Genomic DNA, 18,687 nt, shown 5'->3' on the forward strand with positions numbered 1-18,687 from the left:
AACGATTCTTCTACACAAGATTATTTAATTCCACCTCATTTAAGCTTCCAACAACAATACTTCCTTTATACACGACTAAACTTTTTTCTGTTTGGCGTGCTACCGCTTCAGCAGTGCATGTCGCATTTGTCAAAACAAAGCTCGCTTCATCCCCTACATTCGGCCATACCCGCTTCCCTTCATTATTTAACGTTTCTTTTCCTCCCGTAATAAAGCGAATTGCTTTTCCTAAAGACCTTTCGTCACTCCATCCAAAACGCTCTGCTAATCGATTTGCCTTTTGAAGCATATCACCTGTTCCAAACGGTGACCAATGATCTGTAATACTATCATTTCCTAATGAAACTTTAACACCTTTTTTATCTAATAACGGAATTGGAATTACTTGTTTACCAATTGGTACTGTTGAAGTAATATCAATATTTACAGCTGCGAGTCTTTCTGCCACTTCTTCAGCCTCTTTATCAGTAACACCACCAAGTCCAAGTGCATGACTAATTGTTACACGCCCTTGCCACCCTGCTTCTTCTGTTAAACTTGCCAATCTCTTCATCGTAAACGTTCCAAGATTATTCGCATCGTGTAGATGAATATCAACATCCGCATTAAATTCTACTGCGATATCCATAATTGTATGTAATGATTTTTCAATATCATTATCCACTGTAGCTGGATCTACTCCTCCGACTAGATGAGCACCCATACGCATCGCATCTTTCACGAGTTGCACAGAATTACTGCGCAATAATCCATGTTGCGGAAACGCAACAATTCTACCAGACAATCGATTTTTATATGTTTCTAATGCCGCTAACGTCGCCTCCAAATTACCAAGTCCAATAATCGGATCAACATTACAATGCGTTCTAATATTCGTTGCACCATTTCGCAGTAGTAACTCTAGCATATTTTCCGCTCTATCTTGAGCAGTTGCTAATTGCTTTAGTAAAATTTTTTCTTCTTCATTAAAACGTGTAAAAATACTTTCTGCTGGCTTACAAGCTTTCCAGGGGCCACTATAATATGTTTTATCAATGTGAATGTGCATCTCTTCGAAAGCTGGCAACATTAATAAGCGCTTAGCATCAAGCGTTACTATATCTTCCTCTTGAACAACCCCTTCTATAATTTTTTTAATTCGTCCATCTTCAATGAGTAAACTACATAATTCTGTTTCTGTTCGTGAAATTCTCTCTTCTTCATATGTATATCTTGATTCAAGCATTACATTAGTCAACCAATATACTGTCATCCCTATTTCCCCACCCTTTATTAAAAATCACCTCATAACTACAAGTTTAATATCCACTGAAAATTAAGACAATTAATATGATCGTCTCTCAAAAAAAAATGTAATACAACCCCATAGTCTTCTCATAAATTTCCATATAGAATAAAAGTATGCAGTTTGATATAAAAAGGAGTTGATTGGAATATGTCAAAAAAGTTATGTAAATCCGAAACTGATAAAATGCTATTTGGTATATGTGGTGGTTTAGGAGAATATTTTGATATTAGCTCTACTCTTATTCGTATCATTTGGGTTATTGCTGTTTTATGTTTTGGGACAGGATTTTTAGTTTATTTCATTTGTTTATTATTTATGCCACGCTCGTACTAATGGCATCATTTCATATACTTAAGAAGAGCAAATCACCTATAGAATCCTATAGGTGATTTTTTCATGAAGAATATTTCATCGTTAAATGTAATACCGCCACTTCTTCTTCTTCATTTTTATAAACATGCTTCTTATTCGCTTCAAATTGGATGGAATCAAACTCATTTAATTCGTATACATCATTCTCCACTTGAATAGACACTTTCCCTTTCATTACCGTTACAAGCTCAATCGCACCTTCATGATGAGCTTCTGGTTTATATATACTATTTGATCGTAAACAAGCACGGTGCATTTCCATCCCTGTTTCTTTCGTATAACGGAACATCGTTTCTAAATGCCACGCTTGTCCTTCATCTACTGCAAATCCTTCTCCACAGCGCGCAACAGCTACAGGTTCTCCAACAACCATCAATCTGGATAAAGGAATTGATAACCCTTTCGTTATTTTCCAAATGACAGCTAGCGTCGGATTTGTTTCCCCTCTTTCAATTTTTCCTAATGTTAATTTACTCACTCCTGTTTTATGAGCTAATTCTTCTAAACTTAATTTCTGTTCATTTCGAATTTGTCTCAATAACTGTCCAACTTGTTGAATGACTTCTTTCGTTTGCATATCTTCATTTTCTTTCATATATAAAACCACCTTAAAGTATAAAATAGTTTACTTTTATTTAATTAAAGTATATTATACTATACATAATTATTTATTTTCGAAAGGAGTGCTATACTTTATGCGCGCAATTTTATTAGGTCTTTTATCATCTGCCTTTTTTTCTGCAACCTTTATTATTAATAGAGCAATGAATGTATCTGGAACGAGCTGGGCTTGGACAGCTTCCTTCCGTTTTTTATTTGCTCTTCCTATTTTATTCCTTATCGTTTTATTTCGCAAAAACTTTAGGGGATTATGGGAAGAATTAAAAAAACATCCATTAGCATGGATCGGATGGGGTTCCGTTGCAGGTATTGGTTTTTATTCTTTATTAAGTTTCGCAGCTGTCTTTTCTCCAGCTTGGCTCGTTGCTGGAACTTGGCAAGTTACGATTTTAGCTGGTTTACTACTATCACCACTATTTTTCGTGAAAATAGAAACAAAATCAGGTACGAAACTTGTACGTGGAAAAATTCCACTTCGTAGCTTATATGTTGCATTATTTATTTTACTTGGTGTAATTTGTATGCAAGCAACTGCCGCAGGCCATATTACAATGACTCAGTTCATTTCAGGTTTTTTACCTGTCGTATTAGCCGCTTTCTTATATCCGTTCGGTAACCGAAAAATGATGGAACTTGTTGGCGGACGCCTTGATACGTTCCAACGTGTATTAGGAATGGCTATTGGAAGTCTTCCTATAACAATTTTGCTTGGTATATATGGATTTTCTACTACTGGCATTCCAACATCCAGCCAAATGCTTCAAGGGCTTTTATTAGCATTATGTTCCGGCGTTATTGCAACGATGACATTTTTCTTTGCTACTGACTTAGCAAAAGATAACCTCGCCTTACTCGGGGCAGTTGAAGCAACACAAGCTGGAACGATGGTATTTACCGTGCTTGGCGAAATCATTTTCTTAAATGGTTCATTCCCTGGAGGACTTTCCCTCATTGGAATGATTATTATTATGTTAGGAATGGTTGCAAATAGTATTTTAAACCGTTCTGTTCCAGTCGTTAAACAGAAAAAATCAGCATAAAAAAAGGTATGGTTCTATAGAGATGAACCATACTCTTTTTTATTGTCCCCCTATTTCGCCTTATCAGAATAGTACTTCATTGGCTGTTTATACTAAAACTTATGTTATAATACGTTTCATGCGCATTAATAGGAGGTAAATTATGTTAAAAAAAGCAATCGCTGAATTTATTGGTACATTTGTACTTGTATTATTCGGAACTGGAGTAGCTGTCACTGGCGGCGGAATTGAAGGAATTGGAACATTAGGAATCGCTATGGCTTTCGGTCTATCTATTGTAGCTATGGCATATAGCATCGGAACAATTTCTGGATGTCACATTAATCCAGCAGTATCAATAGCTATGTTCATCAACAAACGAATGAACGCTATGGAACTTTGTTATTATGTATTAGCTCAAATTTTAGGTGGTTTATTAGGAACTGCAACGTTAGTAACAATTTTAAAATCTGCTAAAACACCTTTAGATAATTTAGGACAAAATGGTTTCGGAACTCTTGGTTTATCTGGAGCATTTTTAGTTGAGTTCATTTTAACTTTCGTATTCATTTTAGTTATCGTGGCTGTAACAGGTAAAAAAGGCAGTTCTTCTTTAGCGGGACTAGTAATTGGTTTCACATTAGTTTTAATTCACTTATTAGGAATTCCGTTAACTGGAACATCTGTTAACCCAGCTCGTAGTATCGCACCAGCTTTATTTGTTGGTGGAGAAGCACTTTCTCAACTATGGGTATTCATCGTAGCACCAATTCTTGGTGGTATCTTCGCAGCTATCGTAGGTAAATTCATTTTAAATACTGAAAAATAGAATTTTCAATGTTTCTGAATAAAAAAAGGCGAGCCCTCATTATGAGGAAGCTCGCTTTTTTATTCTTTCATTTTAGACTTTAAATTTGTAACTAATTGATCTACCGTTACATTTGCAAGTACGTTTTCCATCGCTTCTTGCGCTTGCATTAAAATAATTTCTAATACTGATTGAATATTAGCTCCTACTGGACATTCAATGTTGGGATTTTCATGGAAGGAAAATAGCTGTCCTTCTTCTACAACTTCCACTGCTTTATATACATCAAGTAATGTAATTTCTTCTAAATCTCGAGCAAGTGTCGTACCACCTTTACCAGCTTGTACATCAACAAGTCCTGCTCTCTTCAACATTCCTGTAATGCGACGAATCACAACTGGATTTGTATTCACACTACCGGCAATCCATTCAGAGGTACAGCGAGAGTTTCGATCTATCGCAAGTAATGTCAGCATATGAACACCTACTGTAAAACGACTACTAATCCCCATCTGCACACCCTCCTTTTTATTCATTCTATTAAAAGACGACTCTTATTATTATATACTATTTTTAATTTATACATAAAGAAAAAGCATGATTTCAATAGGAAATCATGCTTTTCTCTCATTATTGACGCTTTATAAATTTCGCTAAATCTTTAAATTTCACTTTATCTGAGTAATTCATTACGCCGTTTACGTAAATGCGGCTTGTAACAGCATTTAATACCGCAATTGTCGCCAATAAGACCGCTAATGTTATCGTAATTTCTAGCATACCTGCTTCACCAGCTACAATACGTGAGAAGGTAACCATCGGTGTAAAAAATGGAACGTAAGAACTTACAACAACGATAGTACTATTCGGATCACTTAATGATTTAATACTAATGAAGAATGCAGCCATAATTAAAATCATTACCGGGAAAGATACAGCTTGTAAATCCTCCGTCTTAGACACGACAGCTCCAGCAGCAGCATACATCATCGCATAAAGTAAATATCCCGTAATGAAATAAACAAGAAACATGCTGATAACCTTTGCATCTAATTTCGTAAAGTCAATTGGAATACCAAATAGTGAGGCACTTTCTAAATCAACCCAACCCAACAAATATGGAATAAGATAACCACACGCCAATATGACAAGTTGCAATAACGCCGTTGAAACAACCGCTAAAATTTTCGCATACATCATTGTAAGAGGCTTCACTTTCGGAAGCATTACTTCCATTACACGTGACGCCTTTTCAGATGCAATATTCATTGCGATTGTATTTCCAAACGCTACAATAAACATATATAAAGCAAATGTAAAGAAATAGGCAATTCCGAAAGAAGATGTACGATCTTTTATCGCTTCTTGCTTTACTTGAATTTCTGTTTGTAATTGCTGTGCAATTTCTGGTGAAACATTATTTTTGGCAATCGTCACAATCGTATATTGTTGCTTTAAATATCCTGCCATAATTGCAGAAGTTGCTTGGCTTGGAAATCCATTATACATATATGTAATCGATGGAGCCCCACCCTTTTCCGTCACATGGAATAGACCATCTAAATCGCCTTCTTCTACTTGCTTATGCAGTTTATCAAAATCATCCTTTGAACCAAGCGCTATTTTTGCTGATGGCAATAGCTTATTTAGCTCATCTTTTTGTACTTTATATGTGGAACTCTCTACTACAACTGCAATTTTATCTTTATCCTTATTTTTATCATCGCCTGAAGTAAAATGATTAAATGCAAAAATCCCAAACACAACTAAAAATAAAATCGCACTCGTAATTAATGATTTTTTAGATAAAAACGCTTCCCTAAAATAAAATGAAAATACGTGAGAAAATTTACGCATCGTTATTTCGCCCTCTCTACAAAGATTTCGTTTAACGTCGGCTCTAACATTTTAAATTGTCGTAAGCTAACACCTTGCTCTTGCAACTGTTGCAAAATCTTGAGAGCTTCCGCATCGCCTTGTACTTTCACATAAAGAAGGCCTTGTTGTTTTTCATACGATACATGTATAGCTTCTAATCCCGTTTCATTCTCTACTGTATCTTCAATCGTTAAATTACGGAAACCGTATTCTTTCTTAATATCACTTAGCTGTCCTTTTACGACTGCTTCACCTTTTTTCAAAATACATACATGTTGGCAAAAAGCCTCTACTTGTTCCATACGATGACTTGATAAAATAATCGTCTTTCCGCTCTGTACTTGTTCTTCAATAATACTAGCTAACATCCCGGCATTAACTGGGTCAAGGCCACTGAATGGTTCATCTAAAATGAGAAGTTCCGGATTATGAAGAAGAGCAGCAATTAATTGGATTTTTTGCTGATTCCCTTTTGAAAGCTCTCCAGCCGTTTTAAATTTATATTCTGGTATCGCTAAACGCTCTAACCAGTGATCGATAGCGTGATCTACTTCTTTCTTCGACATTCCTTCTAATCTACCAAAATATCGCAGCTGATCTATTACTCTACTTTTTGTATATAAACCTCTTTCTTCTGGTAAATACCCAATTGTTACGCCACTATTCCCAAATGCTTTTCCATCCCACGTAATCGAACCTTCATTAGGCGTTAATAATCCGAGAAGCATTTTGATTGTTGTTGTTTTCCCTGCACCATTTCGTCCAAGTAACCCTAGTACTTCACCTTTTGGTAACGAAATTTGTAAACCGTTAACAGCTTTTGATTCCCCAAATTGTTTCGTTAAGTTTTGAATTTGTAAACTCAAAGTTTAAAGCCTCCCCTTTAGTATTATTCGTACTCTCTTTCAAAGACTATGTTTATTCAAGACAAAATATAGCTCTACACTTCATCCTCTTATATGTAAACACCGTCATTAATCCATCATTTGTTCTATTTAGTTAAAATTGTAAATAATAAAACTCTCTTTGTCAATTATAATTGTCATTACGACAATTAAACTTGTCAAAACAACTGTTATTATTTTGCTCATCTTTCTAATATAGGACATACTACTATATATACAAAAGACAATATGCAAATGTTCATATAAAAATATTATATTTTAATATATAATATAAAATGATTTTCTAACATCGAGGAGGATACATATGAAGATGAAGAGGAGCATTACCACTTTATTATCTGTAGCGGTTCTATCTACATCACTTGTAGCATGTTCAGGAACACCAGAGAAAACAGTGGCGAAAGAAGAGAAAGTAAAATTAACAGAACAACAATTAATGGCTGATTTATGGTATCAAACAGCTGGTGAAACGAAAGCACTTTACTATCAAGGGTACAACATTGGTCAATTAAAACTTGATGCAGTTCTTGCAAAAGGGACAGAGAAAAAACCTGCTATCGTACTTGATTTAGACGAAACTGTTTTAGATAACAGTCCTCATCAAGCAATGAGCGTAAAAACAGGCAAAGGTTATCCTTACAAATGGGATGATTGGATTAACAAAGCTGAGGCTGAAGCCCTTCCAGGCGCAATTGATTTCTTAAAATATACAGAGTCTAAAGGTGTAGATATTTACTACATCTCAAATCGTAAAACGAACCAACTAGATGCAACAATTAAAAATCTTGAGCGTGTAGGTGCTCCTCAAGCAACGAAAGAACATATATTACTACAAGATCCGAAAGAAAAAGGAAAAGAAAAACGCCGTGAACTCGTTTCTCAAACTCATGATATTGTCTTATTCTTCGGTGATAACTTATCTGATTTCACAGGTTTTGATGGAAAATCTGTAAAAGATCGTAACCAAACAGTAGAAGATTCAAAAGCACAATTTGGTGAGAAATTCATTATTTTCCCGAATCCAATGTATGGCGATTGGGAAGGCGCTTTATATGATTATGATTTCAAAAAATCAGATGCAGAAAAGGATAAAATCCGTCGCGACAACTTAAAATCATTTGAAGTAAAATAAAGAGGATGGCATTCGCCATCCTCTTTATTTTACTTTCTCTGTTAAAGGCAAGATAAATACTTCCACACGTCTATTCTTTGCCTTTCCTTCTTGTGTATCGTTTGGAGCAATCGAACGGTATTCTCCGTAACCAATCGCACTAAATTTTTCTGGTTGTAATTCTTTATTTTGCAGTAATACTTGCATAAAATTAACTGCCCGCTGCGTACTTAATTCCCAATTCGACGCAAACTGTGCATTGGCAATAGGGACATTATCCGTATGACCGGATACTGTAATTTCACGAGGTGACGCTGAAACAAGTAAGCTAGACATCTCTTTTGCAATCCCTAAAGATTCTAATTTCACATCTGCTTTCCCCGAATCAAACAGTATATTTTCTAATATTGTCACCATTAATCCCTTTTCAGTTAATTTAGTTTGAAAAGAAGAGGATAATTGTTTTTCATTAATATATTGATCAATCTTTTTTTGTAATGCTTTCAATTCATCCATCTCTTTTTTTTCTTTAGCTCTAGCTTCTTCTTGTTTTTTTGCTTGTTCTGCCTCAAGGCTACTTGCCGATAATTCTTTTTCATCATTTGGCTTTTGATCACTTAAAAATTCTTTGTTACCTGTTCCCCCGGCTAATTCACTTCGAAAAGCAACTGCCATCTGTTTAAACTTCGCAGCATCTATACTACTCATTGCGAATAAAACGATAAACAATGCAAATAACAACGTTAACATATCAGAATATGGGATTAACCACGTTTCATCGATATGCTCATCATGTTTTTTCTTTTTGCCTCTTCTATTTTTCTTACTCCGCATTTTTTTCTGCTCCTTTTTCTAGCTTTTTACGCTCAGTTGCAGAAAGTGCACCTAAAATGCGGTTCTTCATAATAAACGGATATGTACCTTCTTGTAACATTAATAAACAATCAATGATTAAACGTTTTTTCTCAATTTCAGCTGAAGATTTTTGCTTTAACTTATTTGCAAATGGATGCCATAATACATACCCTGAAAAAATACCAAAAATCGTTGCAATAAATGCACCCGAAATAGCATGACCTAACTTTTCAATATCAGTTAAGTTACCAAGCGCAGCTACAAGACCGATAACAGCACCTAAAACTCCTAATGTCGGTGCATACGTACCAGCTTGTGAAAAAATAGCAGCTCCCTTTGCATGTCTTTCTTCAATTGCCTCTAATTCAGATTCCAAAATTTGCTCTAAATCTTCTGCGGATACGCCATCAATCACAAATTTCATACCGCGCAAAAGAAATTCATCTTGAATTTTGTCTAATTGTTGCTCTAAAGACAAAATACCGTATTTTCTACTTTCAGATGTCCAATGAACAAATAATTCTAGCAACTGTTCATAACTTAAATCCTTTTTATTTGAACCAAAAAGAACTTTAAATAGTTTTGGAACCCTTTTTAGTTGATTCATCGGAAATGCAATACATACTGCAGCAAATGTACCGATAAAAATAATTAATGCTGCGGCAGGATTTAATAAGGCTGTTACGTCAGCGCCCTTGACGACCATCCCTACTACCACTGCTAAAAATCCTAAAATAAGTCCAATAATTGTTGCAAAATCCATTCCCATTCACTCCTAGTCTATACAAGAAGTTCTTTATTCTCGATAATCGCTACATCTTCTTATGTATATATATTACATAAAAAATGCAATTCATGAAAGATAAGAAATGAATTATATAAAAAAATACTACAAATTTACACATTTTCTGACATTTTCTTTGCATTTCTATTACGTTATGACTCTGATATTTCTTTTCCAACAAACTAGACTTATAATAAAAAAAGATACACATTTTATTAAGAAGGGACTGTGATTACAAGGCATTATGAAAAAGATAATAATTATTTCTGCCACTACTATTGTAATCGGTATCACATCTTTCGCTTACTTTGGTTCTAAATCACCACTACATAATGAAGCGAAAGCTGTCGAAAGTCAAAAACATAATAACCACCCAAAAGAAGAGATTCCTGCTTTTCCAAAAGCTGATCATAATGCAAAGAAAATAGACAATGACTTTTCAGTTGTAACAAATCCAAAATCTAATCTTGTCTTAATTAATAAACATCGAAAACTACCAGATGGATACACTCCTGAAGACTTAACAAGACCAAACGTACCATTCACTAGTCCAAAAGATAAAGAAAAAACGCTACTACGCAAAGATGCTGCAGAGGCACTTGAAAACATGTTCAAAGCTGCAAAAAAAGAAGGGATTGATCTTACAGCTGTATCTGGTTATCGTTCATACAAACGTCAAAAATCGTTGCATGATACATACGTTAGACGTCAAGGAAAAGCTGAAGCTAATTCAGTAAGCGCAATTCCTGGTACAAGTGAACACCAAACGGGTTTAGCAATGGATATTAGTTCAAAAACAGCTAAATTTCAATTAGAGCCTATCTTCGGAGAGACAGCAGAAGGAAACTGGGTCGCGGAACACGCTCATAAATTCGGCTTTGTCATTCGTTACTTAGAAGATAAAACAGATACAACAGAATATGCATATGAACCATGGCACTTACGCTACGTTGGTAATCCATACGCTACATACCTATATAAACATCACTTAACATTAGAAGAAGCGATGGAAGACAAAAAATAAGAGAGCAAATTGCTCTCTTCAGGCTGTGGAGAAAGTCTTCTCCACAGCCTGTTTTTGTGTCTGAACCTCTTTTTATGTGTCAACACTGATAAAAAGAGGTAAAGGAGAGATTTTTTATGATGGGTGCTTTAAAAAATCATCGTGATGAACGTGTATCTGTTTCTGTAGAAGAGTTGGTTCCACAAGATCATTTCCTTCGTGCGATCGAAGCGACAATTAGTTTTGATTTTATTGAAGAGAAGTTACGCCCTTATTACTGTGAAAACAATGGACGTCCGTCAATCCATCCTATCGTTTTATTTAAAATGATGTTTATTGGATATTTTTACGGTATTCGTTCGGAGCGTCAATTGGAAAAAGAGATTAAAACGAATATCGCCTACCGTTGGTTTTTAGGGTTTTCTCTATCAGATACTATTCCAGATCATTCTACAATCAGTTGGAATCGTCGTACTCGCTTTATTCATACAAATATTTTCGAAGAAATTTTTGATGAGATCGTGAGGCAAGCGACAGAGCACCGGATGGTGGGAGGACGTGCGCTGATGACAGATTCTACGCACATTAAGGCCAATGCTAATAAAAATAAGTTTGTACATAAATATAAAAAAGAAAAGGCAAAGTTTTATATAGATGAACTAGAAGCTGCGGTAATTGAAGATCGTGAGGTACACGAAAAAAAGAATTAAAACCTAGAAAGGAAAGTGATACTCCCACTAAAAAAACTCGTATAAGTACTACGGATCCAGATAGTGGATTTTTAATGAGAGATGGAAAACCGAACGGTTTTCATTTCTTAGACCATCGTACGACTGATGCGAAGTACAATATTATTACAGATACTTATGTAACGGCTGGAAATATGGCAGATTCCGAGCCATATTTAGCACGTCTACAAGCTCAAATTGATAAATTCGGATTTAAAGTGGAAGCTGTAGCTCTTGATGCAGGCTATTTTACAGGGTATATCTGTAAGAAATTATCGGAGAGAAATATATTTATGGTGATGGGGTATCGCCGATTTGGAAAACGAAATAAAGAAGTACCAAAAAGCCAATTTAAATATGTAGAAGAAATGAATGCATTTGCTTGTCCGATGGGGTGTATTTTAGAGTATGCGACAACGGATCGTGAAGGATATCGTCACTATAAATCCAACCCAGAAGACTGCGCTGTTTGTCCGCTACGTGAGGTATGTTTTTCAAAGAAACAAAAACAAAAAGTTATCACTCATCATATATGGGAGAAATATAAGGATATCGCTAGAAAAAACAAACTAACAGTTACAGGGAAAAAGTTGTACAAAGTACGCTGTTCAACTATAGAGCGAAGCTTTGCGGACGCCAAAGAACTACATGGCTATCGATATGCTCGATTTCGGGGGCTGAAGTCTGTCCAAATGCAGGCTTATCTTACCGCAACTTGTCAAAACATGAAAAAAATAGCCCTCCATCTGACCAAAAAAGGTCTGGTGGAGGGCTATTTTTTTGAAACTCTATTATTTTATGTTGCTTTTATTCGCTAAAATCAAAATGATTCCAGAGTGTGGGGAACCCTAAAGGGTTTCCCAACACTCTGAAGAGAGCAAATTGCTCTCTTATTTTTCTTTCACTCTATCATTGTAGTAATTTCTTCTTCCATTCTTCAGGCCATGGTTCGCCTCTTCCTGTTTTTTTCGACGCTTGAACCATCATTCCACGGCCTACTAAACAAACCTCTCCTTCTGCATTCTTCACCATATAATGTAAATCTAAAGAAGAATTCCCAACCGATCCTGCCTTTACATACACCTTCAACTGTTCATCATAATATATTTGCTTAATAAAATTACATTGTAAATCCGCAACAACGATCATCGTGTCTGATGATGCATGTGTCCACTCTTGCATAAATCCAAGTTCTTTAAACAACGCGATACGAGCTTCTTCAAAATAAGTAAAAGCAACGACATTATTTACATGTCCAAACATATCTACTTCACCAAAACGAACCTTTACAGGATTGTAAAATAAAAAACCACTTTCCCATTTCTCGAAGTCTTCAATATAAGAAATTCTCTTCAACGTTATCTCCCCTTCCTCTCAAAAAAAACAGAATAAACTGAAAAATATAGTTATAAATATTGCCCCTTCAAGATGAAGAGGCAATATTTATTAATAGTTATTATCGCTACCAAAGAAATCTTTGAACGATTGAATTGTTGTATCACGGTTTAATGCCGCAATTGAAGTTGTTAAAGGAATACCCTTCGGACATGATTGCACACAGTTTTGAGAGTTACCACAGTTTGCTAGTCCTCCATCTCCCATAATTGCACGTAAGCGATCTGCTTTATGCATTTCACCCGTTGGATGTGAGTTGAATAAGCGAGCTTGTGATAACGGCGCTGGTCCAATAAAGTCAGACTTACTGTTTACGTTTGGACATGATTCTAAGCAAACACCACATGTCATACATTTTGAAAGCTCATAAGCCCATTGACGCTTTTTCTCAGGCATTCTTGGTCCTGGACCTAGGTCATACGTACCATCAATTGGAATCCAAGCTTTAACGCGTTTTAGAGCATTAAACATGCGACTGCGGTCAACTTGTAAATCACGTACAACTGGGAATGTCTTCATCGGCTTTAAGCGAATTGGCTGTTCTAATTGATCAATAAGAGCCGTACATGATTGACGTGGTTTTCCGTTAATAACCATTGAACATGCTCCGCATACTTCCTCTAAGCAGTTCATATCCCATGCAATCGGAGTTGTTTGATTCCCTTTTGAATCAACAGGATTACGACGAATTTCCATAAGCGCCGAAATAATATTCATATTCGGACGATATGGAATTTCAAACTCTTGGTCAAACGCTTGTGCATCTGGTCCATCTTGTCTCGTAATGATGAGGCGGATTGTTTTCTCAGACATGTTGTTTATCCCCCTTCTCTTCACCCTTAGCAGCTACATCATGTTTTGAAGAATAATCACGTTTACGTGGTTTAATTAATGAAACATCAACGTCTTCGTAATGGAATGCTGGTGCATTTCCTTCTCCTTCAAATTTTGCCATCGTAGTTTTTAAGAAGTTTGCATCATCACGATTTGGGAATTCAGGTTTGTAATGCGCCCCGCGGCTCTCATTACGGTTATATGCGCCAATTGTAATAACACGTGCTAACTCAAACATATTTGCAAGTTGACGTGTAAATGAAGCACCTTGGTTACTCCATCTCGCTGTATCGTTAATGTTAATACGTTTGTAACGAGCCATTAACTCTTCAATTTTCGCATCTGTTTCTAATAACTTTTTATTTTCACGAACTACTGTAACGTTATCTGTCATCCATTCTCCAAGCTCTTTATGAAGAACATATGCATTTTCATTACCATCCATCGTTAAAATATTGTTAAATTTCTCTGTTTCGATTAATTCATTTTGCTCATATACAGTAGACGAAACAGCATCTGATGATTTAGAAAGACCTTTCATATATTCAATTGCGTTTGGTCCTGCTACCATACCACCATAAATTGCTGATAATAGTGAGTTTGCACCAAGGCGGTTACCACCGTGCATAGAATAATCACACTCACCTGCTGCAAATAAACCTGGAATACTCGTCATTTGCTTATAGTCAACCCATAGTCCGCCCATTGAATAGTGAACAGCTGGGAAGATTTTCATTGGTAGTTTACGAGGATCATCACCTGTAAATTTCTCATAGATTTCAATGATTCCACCAAGTTTAATATCTAGTTCTTTCGGATCTTTATGAGAAAGATCTAAGTACACCATGTTTTCACCGTTAATACCTAGTTTTTGCTCTACGCAAACATCAAAGATTTCACGCGTTGCGATATCACGAGGTACAAGGTTTCCGTAAGCCGGATATTTTTCTTCTAAGAAGTACCATGGTTTACCATCTTTATATGTCCAAACACGTCCACCTTCACCACGTGCAGATTCACTCATAAGACGTAATTTATCGTCTCCTGGAATTGCCGTTGGGTGAATTTGAATGAACTCACCATTTGCATAATATGCGCCTTGCTGATATACAGCAGACGCTGCTGTACCTGTATTAATAATGGAGTTTGTTGATTTTCCGAAAATGATACCAGGGCCCCCTGTTGCCATAATCACGGCATCAGCTCCGAAACTTTTAATCTCCATAGTTTGTAAGTCTTGTGCAACGATTCCTCGGCACACACCTTCATCATCAACAACAGCTCGTAAGAAATCCCAACCTTCATATTTCGTTACAAGTCCTGCTACTTCGTGACGACGTACTTGCTCATCTAATGCGTAAAGTAATTGCTGTCCAGTTGTTGCACCAGCAAATGCTGTACGGTGATGTTGCGTTCCACCAAATCGACGGAAATCAAGAAGTCCTTCTTCCGTACGGTTGAACATAACACCCATACGGTCCATTAAATGAATGATACCAGGTGCTGCTTCACACATTGCTTTAACTGGTGGTTGGTTCGCTAAGAAGTCCCCACCATAAATTGTATCGTCAAAGTGGATCCATGGAGAATCCCCTTCACCTTTCGTATTTACGGCACCGTTAATTCCGCCCTGAGCACATACAGAATGTGAACGTTTTACTGGTACTAAAGAAAACAGTTCAACATTTACTCCTGCTTCTGCCGCTTTAATCGTTGCCATTAAGCCAGCCAAGCCACCGCCGACTACTATAAGTTTCCCTTTCATGCTCTCCCACTCCTTACTGATTTGCTAGCTGTGGATCGATGAACGCTAATAATGCACTCACACCTACATAAGATAGACCTAAGAAAATAGCTAATGTTACATAAGTAGAGATTCTTTGTGAACGTGGAGATACTGTAATTCCCCAGCTGATGCAGAATGTCCATAGTCCATTTGCAAAGTGGAAAATTGTTGAAACAACACCAACTAAGTAGAATGCAAACATAGCTGGATTGTTTAAAATATCTGCCATCATATCATAGTTTACCTCTTTACCTAACATTGCTTGAATACGAGTTTCCCAGACGTGCCAAGAAATGAAAATCAGCGTAACGATACCTGAAATTCTTTGGAAGACGAACATCCAGTTACGGAAATAACCGTAAGAAACCGCATTGTTCTTAGCTGTAAATGCAATATATAAGCCATATATAGCATGGTACAGTATCGGTAAAAAGATGATGAAAATTTCTAGCGCATACCGGAATGGAAGGAGCTCCATAAAGCCTGCAGCTTTGTTAAAAGCCTCTGCTCCTCTTGTTGCAAAGTTGTTTACAATTAGATGTTGCGTCAAAAAGACACCAACCGGGATGACCCCCATTAATGAGTGCCACTTACGAAACGTATACTCGCGGCCTTTCATGTCCCCATTACCCCCTTGAATGTTTGACTGCTGTTTTCAGATTAATTTATAACAATAATGTTTTTTCACTATTGGCATAAGAAAAACTGAAAAAATTATTCGAAATATTTCAGCATAATTTGATAACAAGTTCATTTTACCCCTATTTTTGTCGAAGCGTCAAGAAAACGTATACATAATTTGCATATAATTTGCCAATTCTTTTTTCTTCTTAGATATTCAGATTTCCCTAAAGAAAAATCTGTTTTTATAAATGAAAAATGTTATATAATAATCCCTATAGAAAGAGGGGAATATTGTGAGTAAAAATACAATCGATATAACATCTTTAGAAGATGTTTCATTGAACGCCTTCGCTTATGAATTGCTACGTGAAGAATTACTACCTGATTTAATCGGCAACGATTTAGATGGTATTTTATACTGGTCTGGTAGAAACCTTGCAAGAAAATATCCGCTAGAAACAATTGAAGAAGTCATTCAGTTCTTTGAAAAGGCTGGCTGGGGCACTTTAAGCATTATTGAACATAAGCGTCGTGAAATGCAGTTCCAACTTAAAGGCACACTCATTGCAGAACGTCAAAAACAAAAAAGGCATTCTTCTTATCAACTAGAAGCTGGATTCATCGCTGAACAAATTCAAAAGCAACGGAACGTCGTTGCAGAGTCATACGAAGAAAAGAAAAAACGTTCTGACTCTATTACATTTCTTGTGAAATGGGATATAAAAGATCTCATTGAAGTGTAAGCATTACCTACAGTCAACTAGACATATCAGTTTAGTTGACTTTTTTGTATTTTCATTCACATCAATTTATTTTAAATCTTCAGAAATTATAACAAAAAATAGAAGACATTGTAAACTACAACGTCTTCTTATCTGTTAAATACGTATAAATCGTCTCTGCAACATTTTTTGGCATACCTGCTTCGACAAATTCTGCTACAGAAGCTTCTTTCATCTTCTTTAATGAACCAAAATGTTTTAACAATACCTTTTTCCGTTTATCACCGATTCCTGGAATGTCATCCAATGCTGATTGAATGACAGATTTCCCGTGTAATTGACGATGGAATGTAATCGCAAATCGATGCACCTCGTCTTGAATACGCTGCAATAAATAAAATTCTTGGCTATTTCTCTCAAGCATCACAGGTTCCGGGGGATCTCCAATAATTAAATGGGAGGTTTTATGTTTGTCATCTTTTACAAGACCTGCCATCGGAATATATAATCCGAGCTCATTCTCTAAAATATCACTTGCAGCCGCCAAGTGGCCTTTTCCGCCATCAATAATAATCAAATCCGGTAAAGGTAAATTTTCTTTAAGCGCCCTTGTATAACGGCGTCTCACAACTTCCCTCATAGACTCATAATCATCTGGCCCTTGAACCGTTTTAATTTTATATTTCCTATATTCTTTCTTCGCTGGTTTCCCATCGATAAAAGCAATCATTGCAGAAACGGGATTTGTTCCTTGAATATTTGAGTTATCAAACGCTTCAATACGATACGGTGTTTCAATTCCAAGCTGCTTCCCTAAATGATCTACCGCTTTAATCGTTCGTTCTTCATCACGTTCGATTAAGTAAAACTTCTCTTCAAGAGCAATTTTTGCGTTTTTATTTGCTAATTCTACAAGGTCTTTTTTCTTACCACGTTTCGGCTGTGTCGCTTCCACTTCTAAAAAGCGCTCTACTAATTCCGAATCTATACTTCCTGGAACGACAATTTCCTTCGGCTTAAAATGACTACTGTTTTCATAAAATTGACCGATAAACGTTAAAAAGCCCTCTTCTGGTTCATCGTAAATCGGAAACATAGAAACATCACGTTCAATTAGCTTGCCTTTTCGAACGAAGAAAACTTGAACACACATCCATCCTTTATCCACTGCATATCCAAACACATCGCGATCCACTAAGTCACTCATAATCATCTTTTGTTTTTCCATAATCGCATCAATATGAGCAATTTGATCACGCAACTCTTTTGCACGTTCAAACTCTAGTTTCTCTGAGGCCTCATACATTTTTATTTCTAATTCTGAACGAATTTCTTTATGTCCACCATTTAAAAACTTAATAATTTCATCTACAATTTCTTTATTTTGTTCTTCCGTCACTTCTTTCACACAAGGCGCTAGACATTGACCCATATGATAATACAAACAAACTTTATCTGGCATATTCGTGCATTTCCGAAGTGGATACATACGATCTAGCAGTTTTTTCGTTTCATGAGCAGATTGTGCATTTGGATAAGGACCAAAATACTTTCCTTTATCCTTTTTTACATTTCGAGTAATGAGTAAGCGCGGTTGTTTCTCCGCTGTAATTTTAATAAAAGGATATGTTTTATCATCTTTTAATTGAATATTATATTTCGGATCATATTTTTTAATTAGATTTAACTCTAAAATAAGTGCTTCTAAATTCGAAGAGGTTACAATATATTCAAAATCAACAATTTCTCCTACAAGCCGCAGTGTTTTCCCATCATGTGAACCAGTAAAGTACGAGCGCACACGATTTTTAAGCACTTTTGCCTTTCCAACATATATAACCGTTCCTTGCTTATCTTTCATCAAATAACAACCAGGTTGATCTGGTAAAATAGCCAACTTCTCTTTCAAATGTTCGTGCACTCGTCTCCCTCCATTTCTACATACTTAGCATTT

The 18,687-nt window shown here is 36.1% G+C and carries 19 protein-coding genes; 7 read left to right on the top strand and 12 right to left on the bottom strand.

Features of this window, described 5'->3' with window-relative positions; translation table 11 throughout:
- Nucleotides 1–10: 10 nt before the first annotated feature.
- On the bottom strand, nucleotides 11–1,252 hold the full coding sequence (locus JFU02_RS13765) for an amidohydrolase family protein (RefSeq protein WP_061666246.1): 1,242 nt from the start codon (nucleotides 1,250–1,252) through the stop codon (nucleotides 11–13).
- A gap of 183 nt (nucleotides 1,253–1,435) precedes the next feature.
- Here JFU02_RS13765 and JFU02_RS13770 point away from each other — a divergent pair, with 183 nt between their 5' ends.
- Complete coding sequence (locus JFU02_RS13770) at nucleotides 1,436–1,621, top strand: PspC domain-containing protein (RefSeq protein WP_000038410.1); 186 nt, start codon at nucleotides 1,436–1,438, stop codon at nucleotides 1,619–1,621.
- Between the two features lie 61 nt (nucleotides 1,622–1,682).
- Here the strand turns inward: JFU02_RS13770 and JFU02_RS13775 are convergent, their stop codons facing one another.
- Complete coding sequence (locus JFU02_RS13775; RefSeq protein ID WP_061666245.1) at nucleotides 1,683–2,255, bottom strand: helix-turn-helix domain-containing protein; 573 nt, start codon at nucleotides 2,253–2,255, stop codon at nucleotides 1,683–1,685.
- 100 nt (nucleotides 2,256–2,355) lie between these two features.
- Between JFU02_RS13775 and JFU02_RS13780 the strand changes: the two genes are divergently transcribed.
- Nucleotides 2,356–3,321 carry a DMT family transporter gene (locus JFU02_RS13780; protein WP_001201631.1) on the top strand — a complete coding sequence of 322 codons (966 nt, stop codon included), beginning with the start codon at nucleotides 2,356–2,358 and terminating at the stop codon, nucleotides 3,319–3,321.
- A 142-nt stretch (nucleotides 3,322–3,463) separates the two neighbouring features.
- On the top strand, nucleotides 3,464–4,129 hold the full coding sequence (locus tag JFU02_RS13785; RefSeq protein ID WP_000913211.1) for an aquaporin: 666 nt from the start codon (nucleotides 3,464–3,466) through the stop codon (nucleotides 4,127–4,129).
- 59 nt (nucleotides 4,130–4,188) lie between these two features.
- Here JFU02_RS13785 and JFU02_RS13790 read toward each other — a convergent pair whose 3' ends face one another.
- The 3 genes from JFU02_RS13790 to JFU02_RS13800 all read right to left on the bottom strand — a co-directional run bounded on the left by JFU02_RS13790 (nucleotide 4,189) and on the right by JFU02_RS13800 (nucleotide 6,852).
- Nucleotides 4,189–4,620 carry an Rrf2 family transcriptional regulator gene (locus JFU02_RS13790; protein ID WP_000512998.1) on the bottom strand — a complete coding sequence of 144 codons (432 nt, stop codon included), beginning with the start codon at nucleotides 4,618–4,620 and terminating at the stop codon, nucleotides 4,189–4,191.
- 118 nt (nucleotides 4,621–4,738) lie between these two features.
- The gene (locus tag JFU02_RS13795) at nucleotides 4,739–5,965 is read right to left on the bottom strand and encodes an ABC transporter permease (protein WP_098013550.1); all 1,227 of its coding nucleotides are present in this window, start codon (nucleotides 5,963–5,965) and stop codon (nucleotides 4,739–4,741) included.
- A gap of 2 nt (nucleotides 5,966–5,967) precedes the next feature.
- Complete coding sequence (locus JFU02_RS13800; protein WP_000058119.1) at nucleotides 5,968–6,852, bottom strand: ABC transporter ATP-binding protein; 885 nt, start codon at nucleotides 6,850–6,852, stop codon at nucleotides 5,968–5,970.
- A gap of 343 nt (nucleotides 6,853–7,195) precedes the next feature.
- Between JFU02_RS13800 and JFU02_RS13805 the strand changes: the two genes are divergently transcribed.
- Entirely contained in the window at nucleotides 7,196–8,023 is an 828-nt protein-coding gene (locus JFU02_RS13805) for a 5'-nucleotidase, lipoprotein e(P4) family (RefSeq protein ID WP_000782822.1), read from the top strand.
- Between the two features lie 24 nt (nucleotides 8,024–8,047).
- Here JFU02_RS13805 and motB read toward each other — a convergent pair whose 3' ends face one another.
- Both motB and motA read right to left on the bottom strand, forming a co-directional pair.
- Nucleotides 8,048–8,836: a flagellar motor protein MotB gene (gene motB / locus JFU02_RS13810; protein WP_001256734.1), complete on the bottom strand. Its 789-nt coding sequence runs from the start codon at nucleotides 8,834–8,836 to the stop codon at nucleotides 8,048–8,050.
- Nucleotides 8,826–9,620, bottom strand: a complete 795-nt coding sequence (gene motA / locus JFU02_RS13815; RefSeq protein ID WP_000344851.1) for a flagellar motor stator protein MotA — start codon at nucleotides 9,618–9,620, stop codon at nucleotides 8,826–8,828. The genes motB and motA overlap by 11 nt, the downstream gene beginning before the upstream one ends.
- A 265-nt stretch (nucleotides 9,621–9,885) precedes the next feature.
- Here motA and JFU02_RS13820 point away from each other — a divergent pair, with 265 nt between their 5' ends.
- Nucleotides 9,886–10,665 carry a M15 family metallopeptidase gene (locus JFU02_RS13820; RefSeq protein WP_000720194.1) on the top strand — a complete coding sequence of 260 codons (780 nt, stop codon included), beginning with the start codon at nucleotides 9,886–9,888 and terminating at the stop codon, nucleotides 10,663–10,665.
- Between the two features lie 116 nt (nucleotides 10,666–10,781).
- Nucleotides 10,782–12,190 (top strand): IS1182-like element ISBth7 family transposase gene (locus tag JFU02_RS13825; protein WP_201071134.1). Its coding sequence is split into 2 segments (ribosomal slippage): nucleotides 10,782–11,340 and nucleotides 11,340–12,190, totalling 1,410 coding nucleotides; the frame shifts between segments, so codons are not numbered across the junction.
- Nucleotides 12,191–12,281: 91 nt separating this feature from the next.
- Here JFU02_RS13825 and JFU02_RS13830 read toward each other — a convergent pair.
- From JFU02_RS13830 to sdhC, 4 genes are all read right to left on the bottom strand, one after another.
- Complete coding sequence (locus JFU02_RS13830; protein WP_000822725.1) at nucleotides 12,282–12,728, bottom strand: acyl-CoA thioesterase; 447 nt, start codon at nucleotides 12,726–12,728, stop codon at nucleotides 12,282–12,284.
- Nucleotides 12,729–12,818: 90 nt separating this feature from the next.
- Complete coding sequence (gene sdhB, locus JFU02_RS13835) at nucleotides 12,819–13,580, bottom strand: succinate dehydrogenase iron-sulfur subunit (RefSeq protein ID WP_001291827.1); 762 nt, start codon at nucleotides 13,578–13,580, stop codon at nucleotides 12,819–12,821.
- A complete protein-coding gene (sdhA, locus tag JFU02_RS13840; protein WP_000676742.1) occupies nucleotides 13,573–15,366 on the bottom strand; it encodes a succinate dehydrogenase flavoprotein subunit in 1,794 nt (597 codons plus the stop codon). Before sdhA ends, sdhB begins: the two co-directional genes overlap by 8 nt.
- 13 nt (nucleotides 15,367–15,379) lie before the next feature.
- The gene (gene sdhC / locus JFU02_RS13845) at nucleotides 15,380–16,006 is read right to left on the bottom strand and encodes a succinate dehydrogenase cytochrome B558 (RefSeq protein ID WP_000678354.1); all 627 of its coding nucleotides are present in this window, start codon (nucleotides 16,004–16,006) and stop codon (nucleotides 15,380–15,382) included.
- Nucleotides 16,007–16,304: 298 nt separating this feature from the next.
- Between sdhC and JFU02_RS13850 the strand changes: the two genes are divergently transcribed.
- Complete coding sequence (locus JFU02_RS13850; protein WP_000042214.1) at nucleotides 16,305–16,754, top strand: YslB family protein; 450 nt, start codon at nucleotides 16,305–16,307, stop codon at nucleotides 16,752–16,754.
- A 115-nt stretch (nucleotides 16,755–16,869) separates the two neighbouring features.
- Here the strand turns inward: JFU02_RS13850 and uvrC are convergent, their stop codons facing one another.
- Nucleotides 16,870–18,654 (bottom strand): excinuclease ABC subunit C, encoded by a 1,785-nt coding sequence (uvrC, locus tag JFU02_RS13855; RefSeq protein ID WP_061666243.1) that lies wholly within the window; start codon nucleotides 18,652–18,654, stop codon nucleotides 16,870–16,872.
- Nucleotides 18,655–18,687: the final 33 nt, after the last annotated feature.

Source organism: Bacillus sp. TH13, from assembly GCF_016651175.1.
Lineage (GTDB): Bacteria > Bacillota > Bacilli > Bacillales > Bacillaceae_G > Bacillus_A > Bacillus_A thuringiensis_S.

Coding starts and splice junctions, on each gene's coding strand:
- JFU02_RS13765 (WP_061666246.1), bottom strand. CDS start 1,252: ATGACAGTATATTGGTTGACTAATGTAATGCTTGAATCAAGATATACA.
- JFU02_RS13770 (WP_000038410.1), top strand. CDS start 1,436: ATGTCAAAAAAGTTATGTAAATCCGAAACTGATAAAATGCTATTTGGT.
- JFU02_RS13775 (WP_061666245.1), bottom strand. CDS start 2,255: ATGAAAGAAAATGAAGATATGCAAACGAAAGAAGTCATTCAACAAGTT.
- JFU02_RS13780 (WP_001201631.1), top strand. CDS start 2,356: ATGCGCGCAATTTTATTAGGTCTTTTATCATCTGCCTTTTTTTCTGCA.
- JFU02_RS13785 (WP_000913211.1), top strand. CDS start 3,464: ATGTTAAAAAAAGCAATCGCTGAATTTATTGGTACATTTGTACTTGTA.
- JFU02_RS13790 (WP_000512998.1), bottom strand. CDS start 4,620: ATGGGGATTAGTAGTCGTTTTACAGTAGGTGTTCATATGCTGACATTA.
- JFU02_RS13795 (WP_098013550.1), bottom strand. CDS start 5,965: ATGCGTAAATTTTCTCACGTATTTTCATTTTATTTTAGGGAAGCGTTT.
- JFU02_RS13805 (WP_000782822.1), top strand. CDS start 7,196: ATGAAGATGAAGAGGAGCATTACCACTTTATTATCTGTAGCGGTTCTA.
- motB (WP_001256734.1), bottom strand. CDS start 8,836: ATGCGGAGTAAGAAAAATAGAAGAGGCAAAAAGAAAAAACATGATGAG.
- motA (WP_000344851.1), bottom strand. CDS start 9,620: ATGGATTTTGCAACAATTATTGGACTTATTTTAGGATTTTTAGCAGTG.
- JFU02_RS13820 (WP_000720194.1), top strand. CDS start 9,886: ATGAAAAAGATAATAATTATTTCTGCCACTACTATTGTAATCGGTATC.
- sdhB (WP_001291827.1), bottom strand. CDS start 13,580: ATGTCTGAGAAAACAATCCGCCTCATCATTACGAGACAAGATGGACCA.
- sdhA (WP_000676742.1), bottom strand. CDS start 15,366: ATGAAAGGGAAACTTATAGTAGTCGGCGGTGGCTTGGCTGGCTTAATG.
- sdhC (WP_000678354.1), bottom strand. CDS start 16,006: ATGAAAGGCCGCGAGTATACGTTTCGTAAGTGGCACTCATTAATGGGG.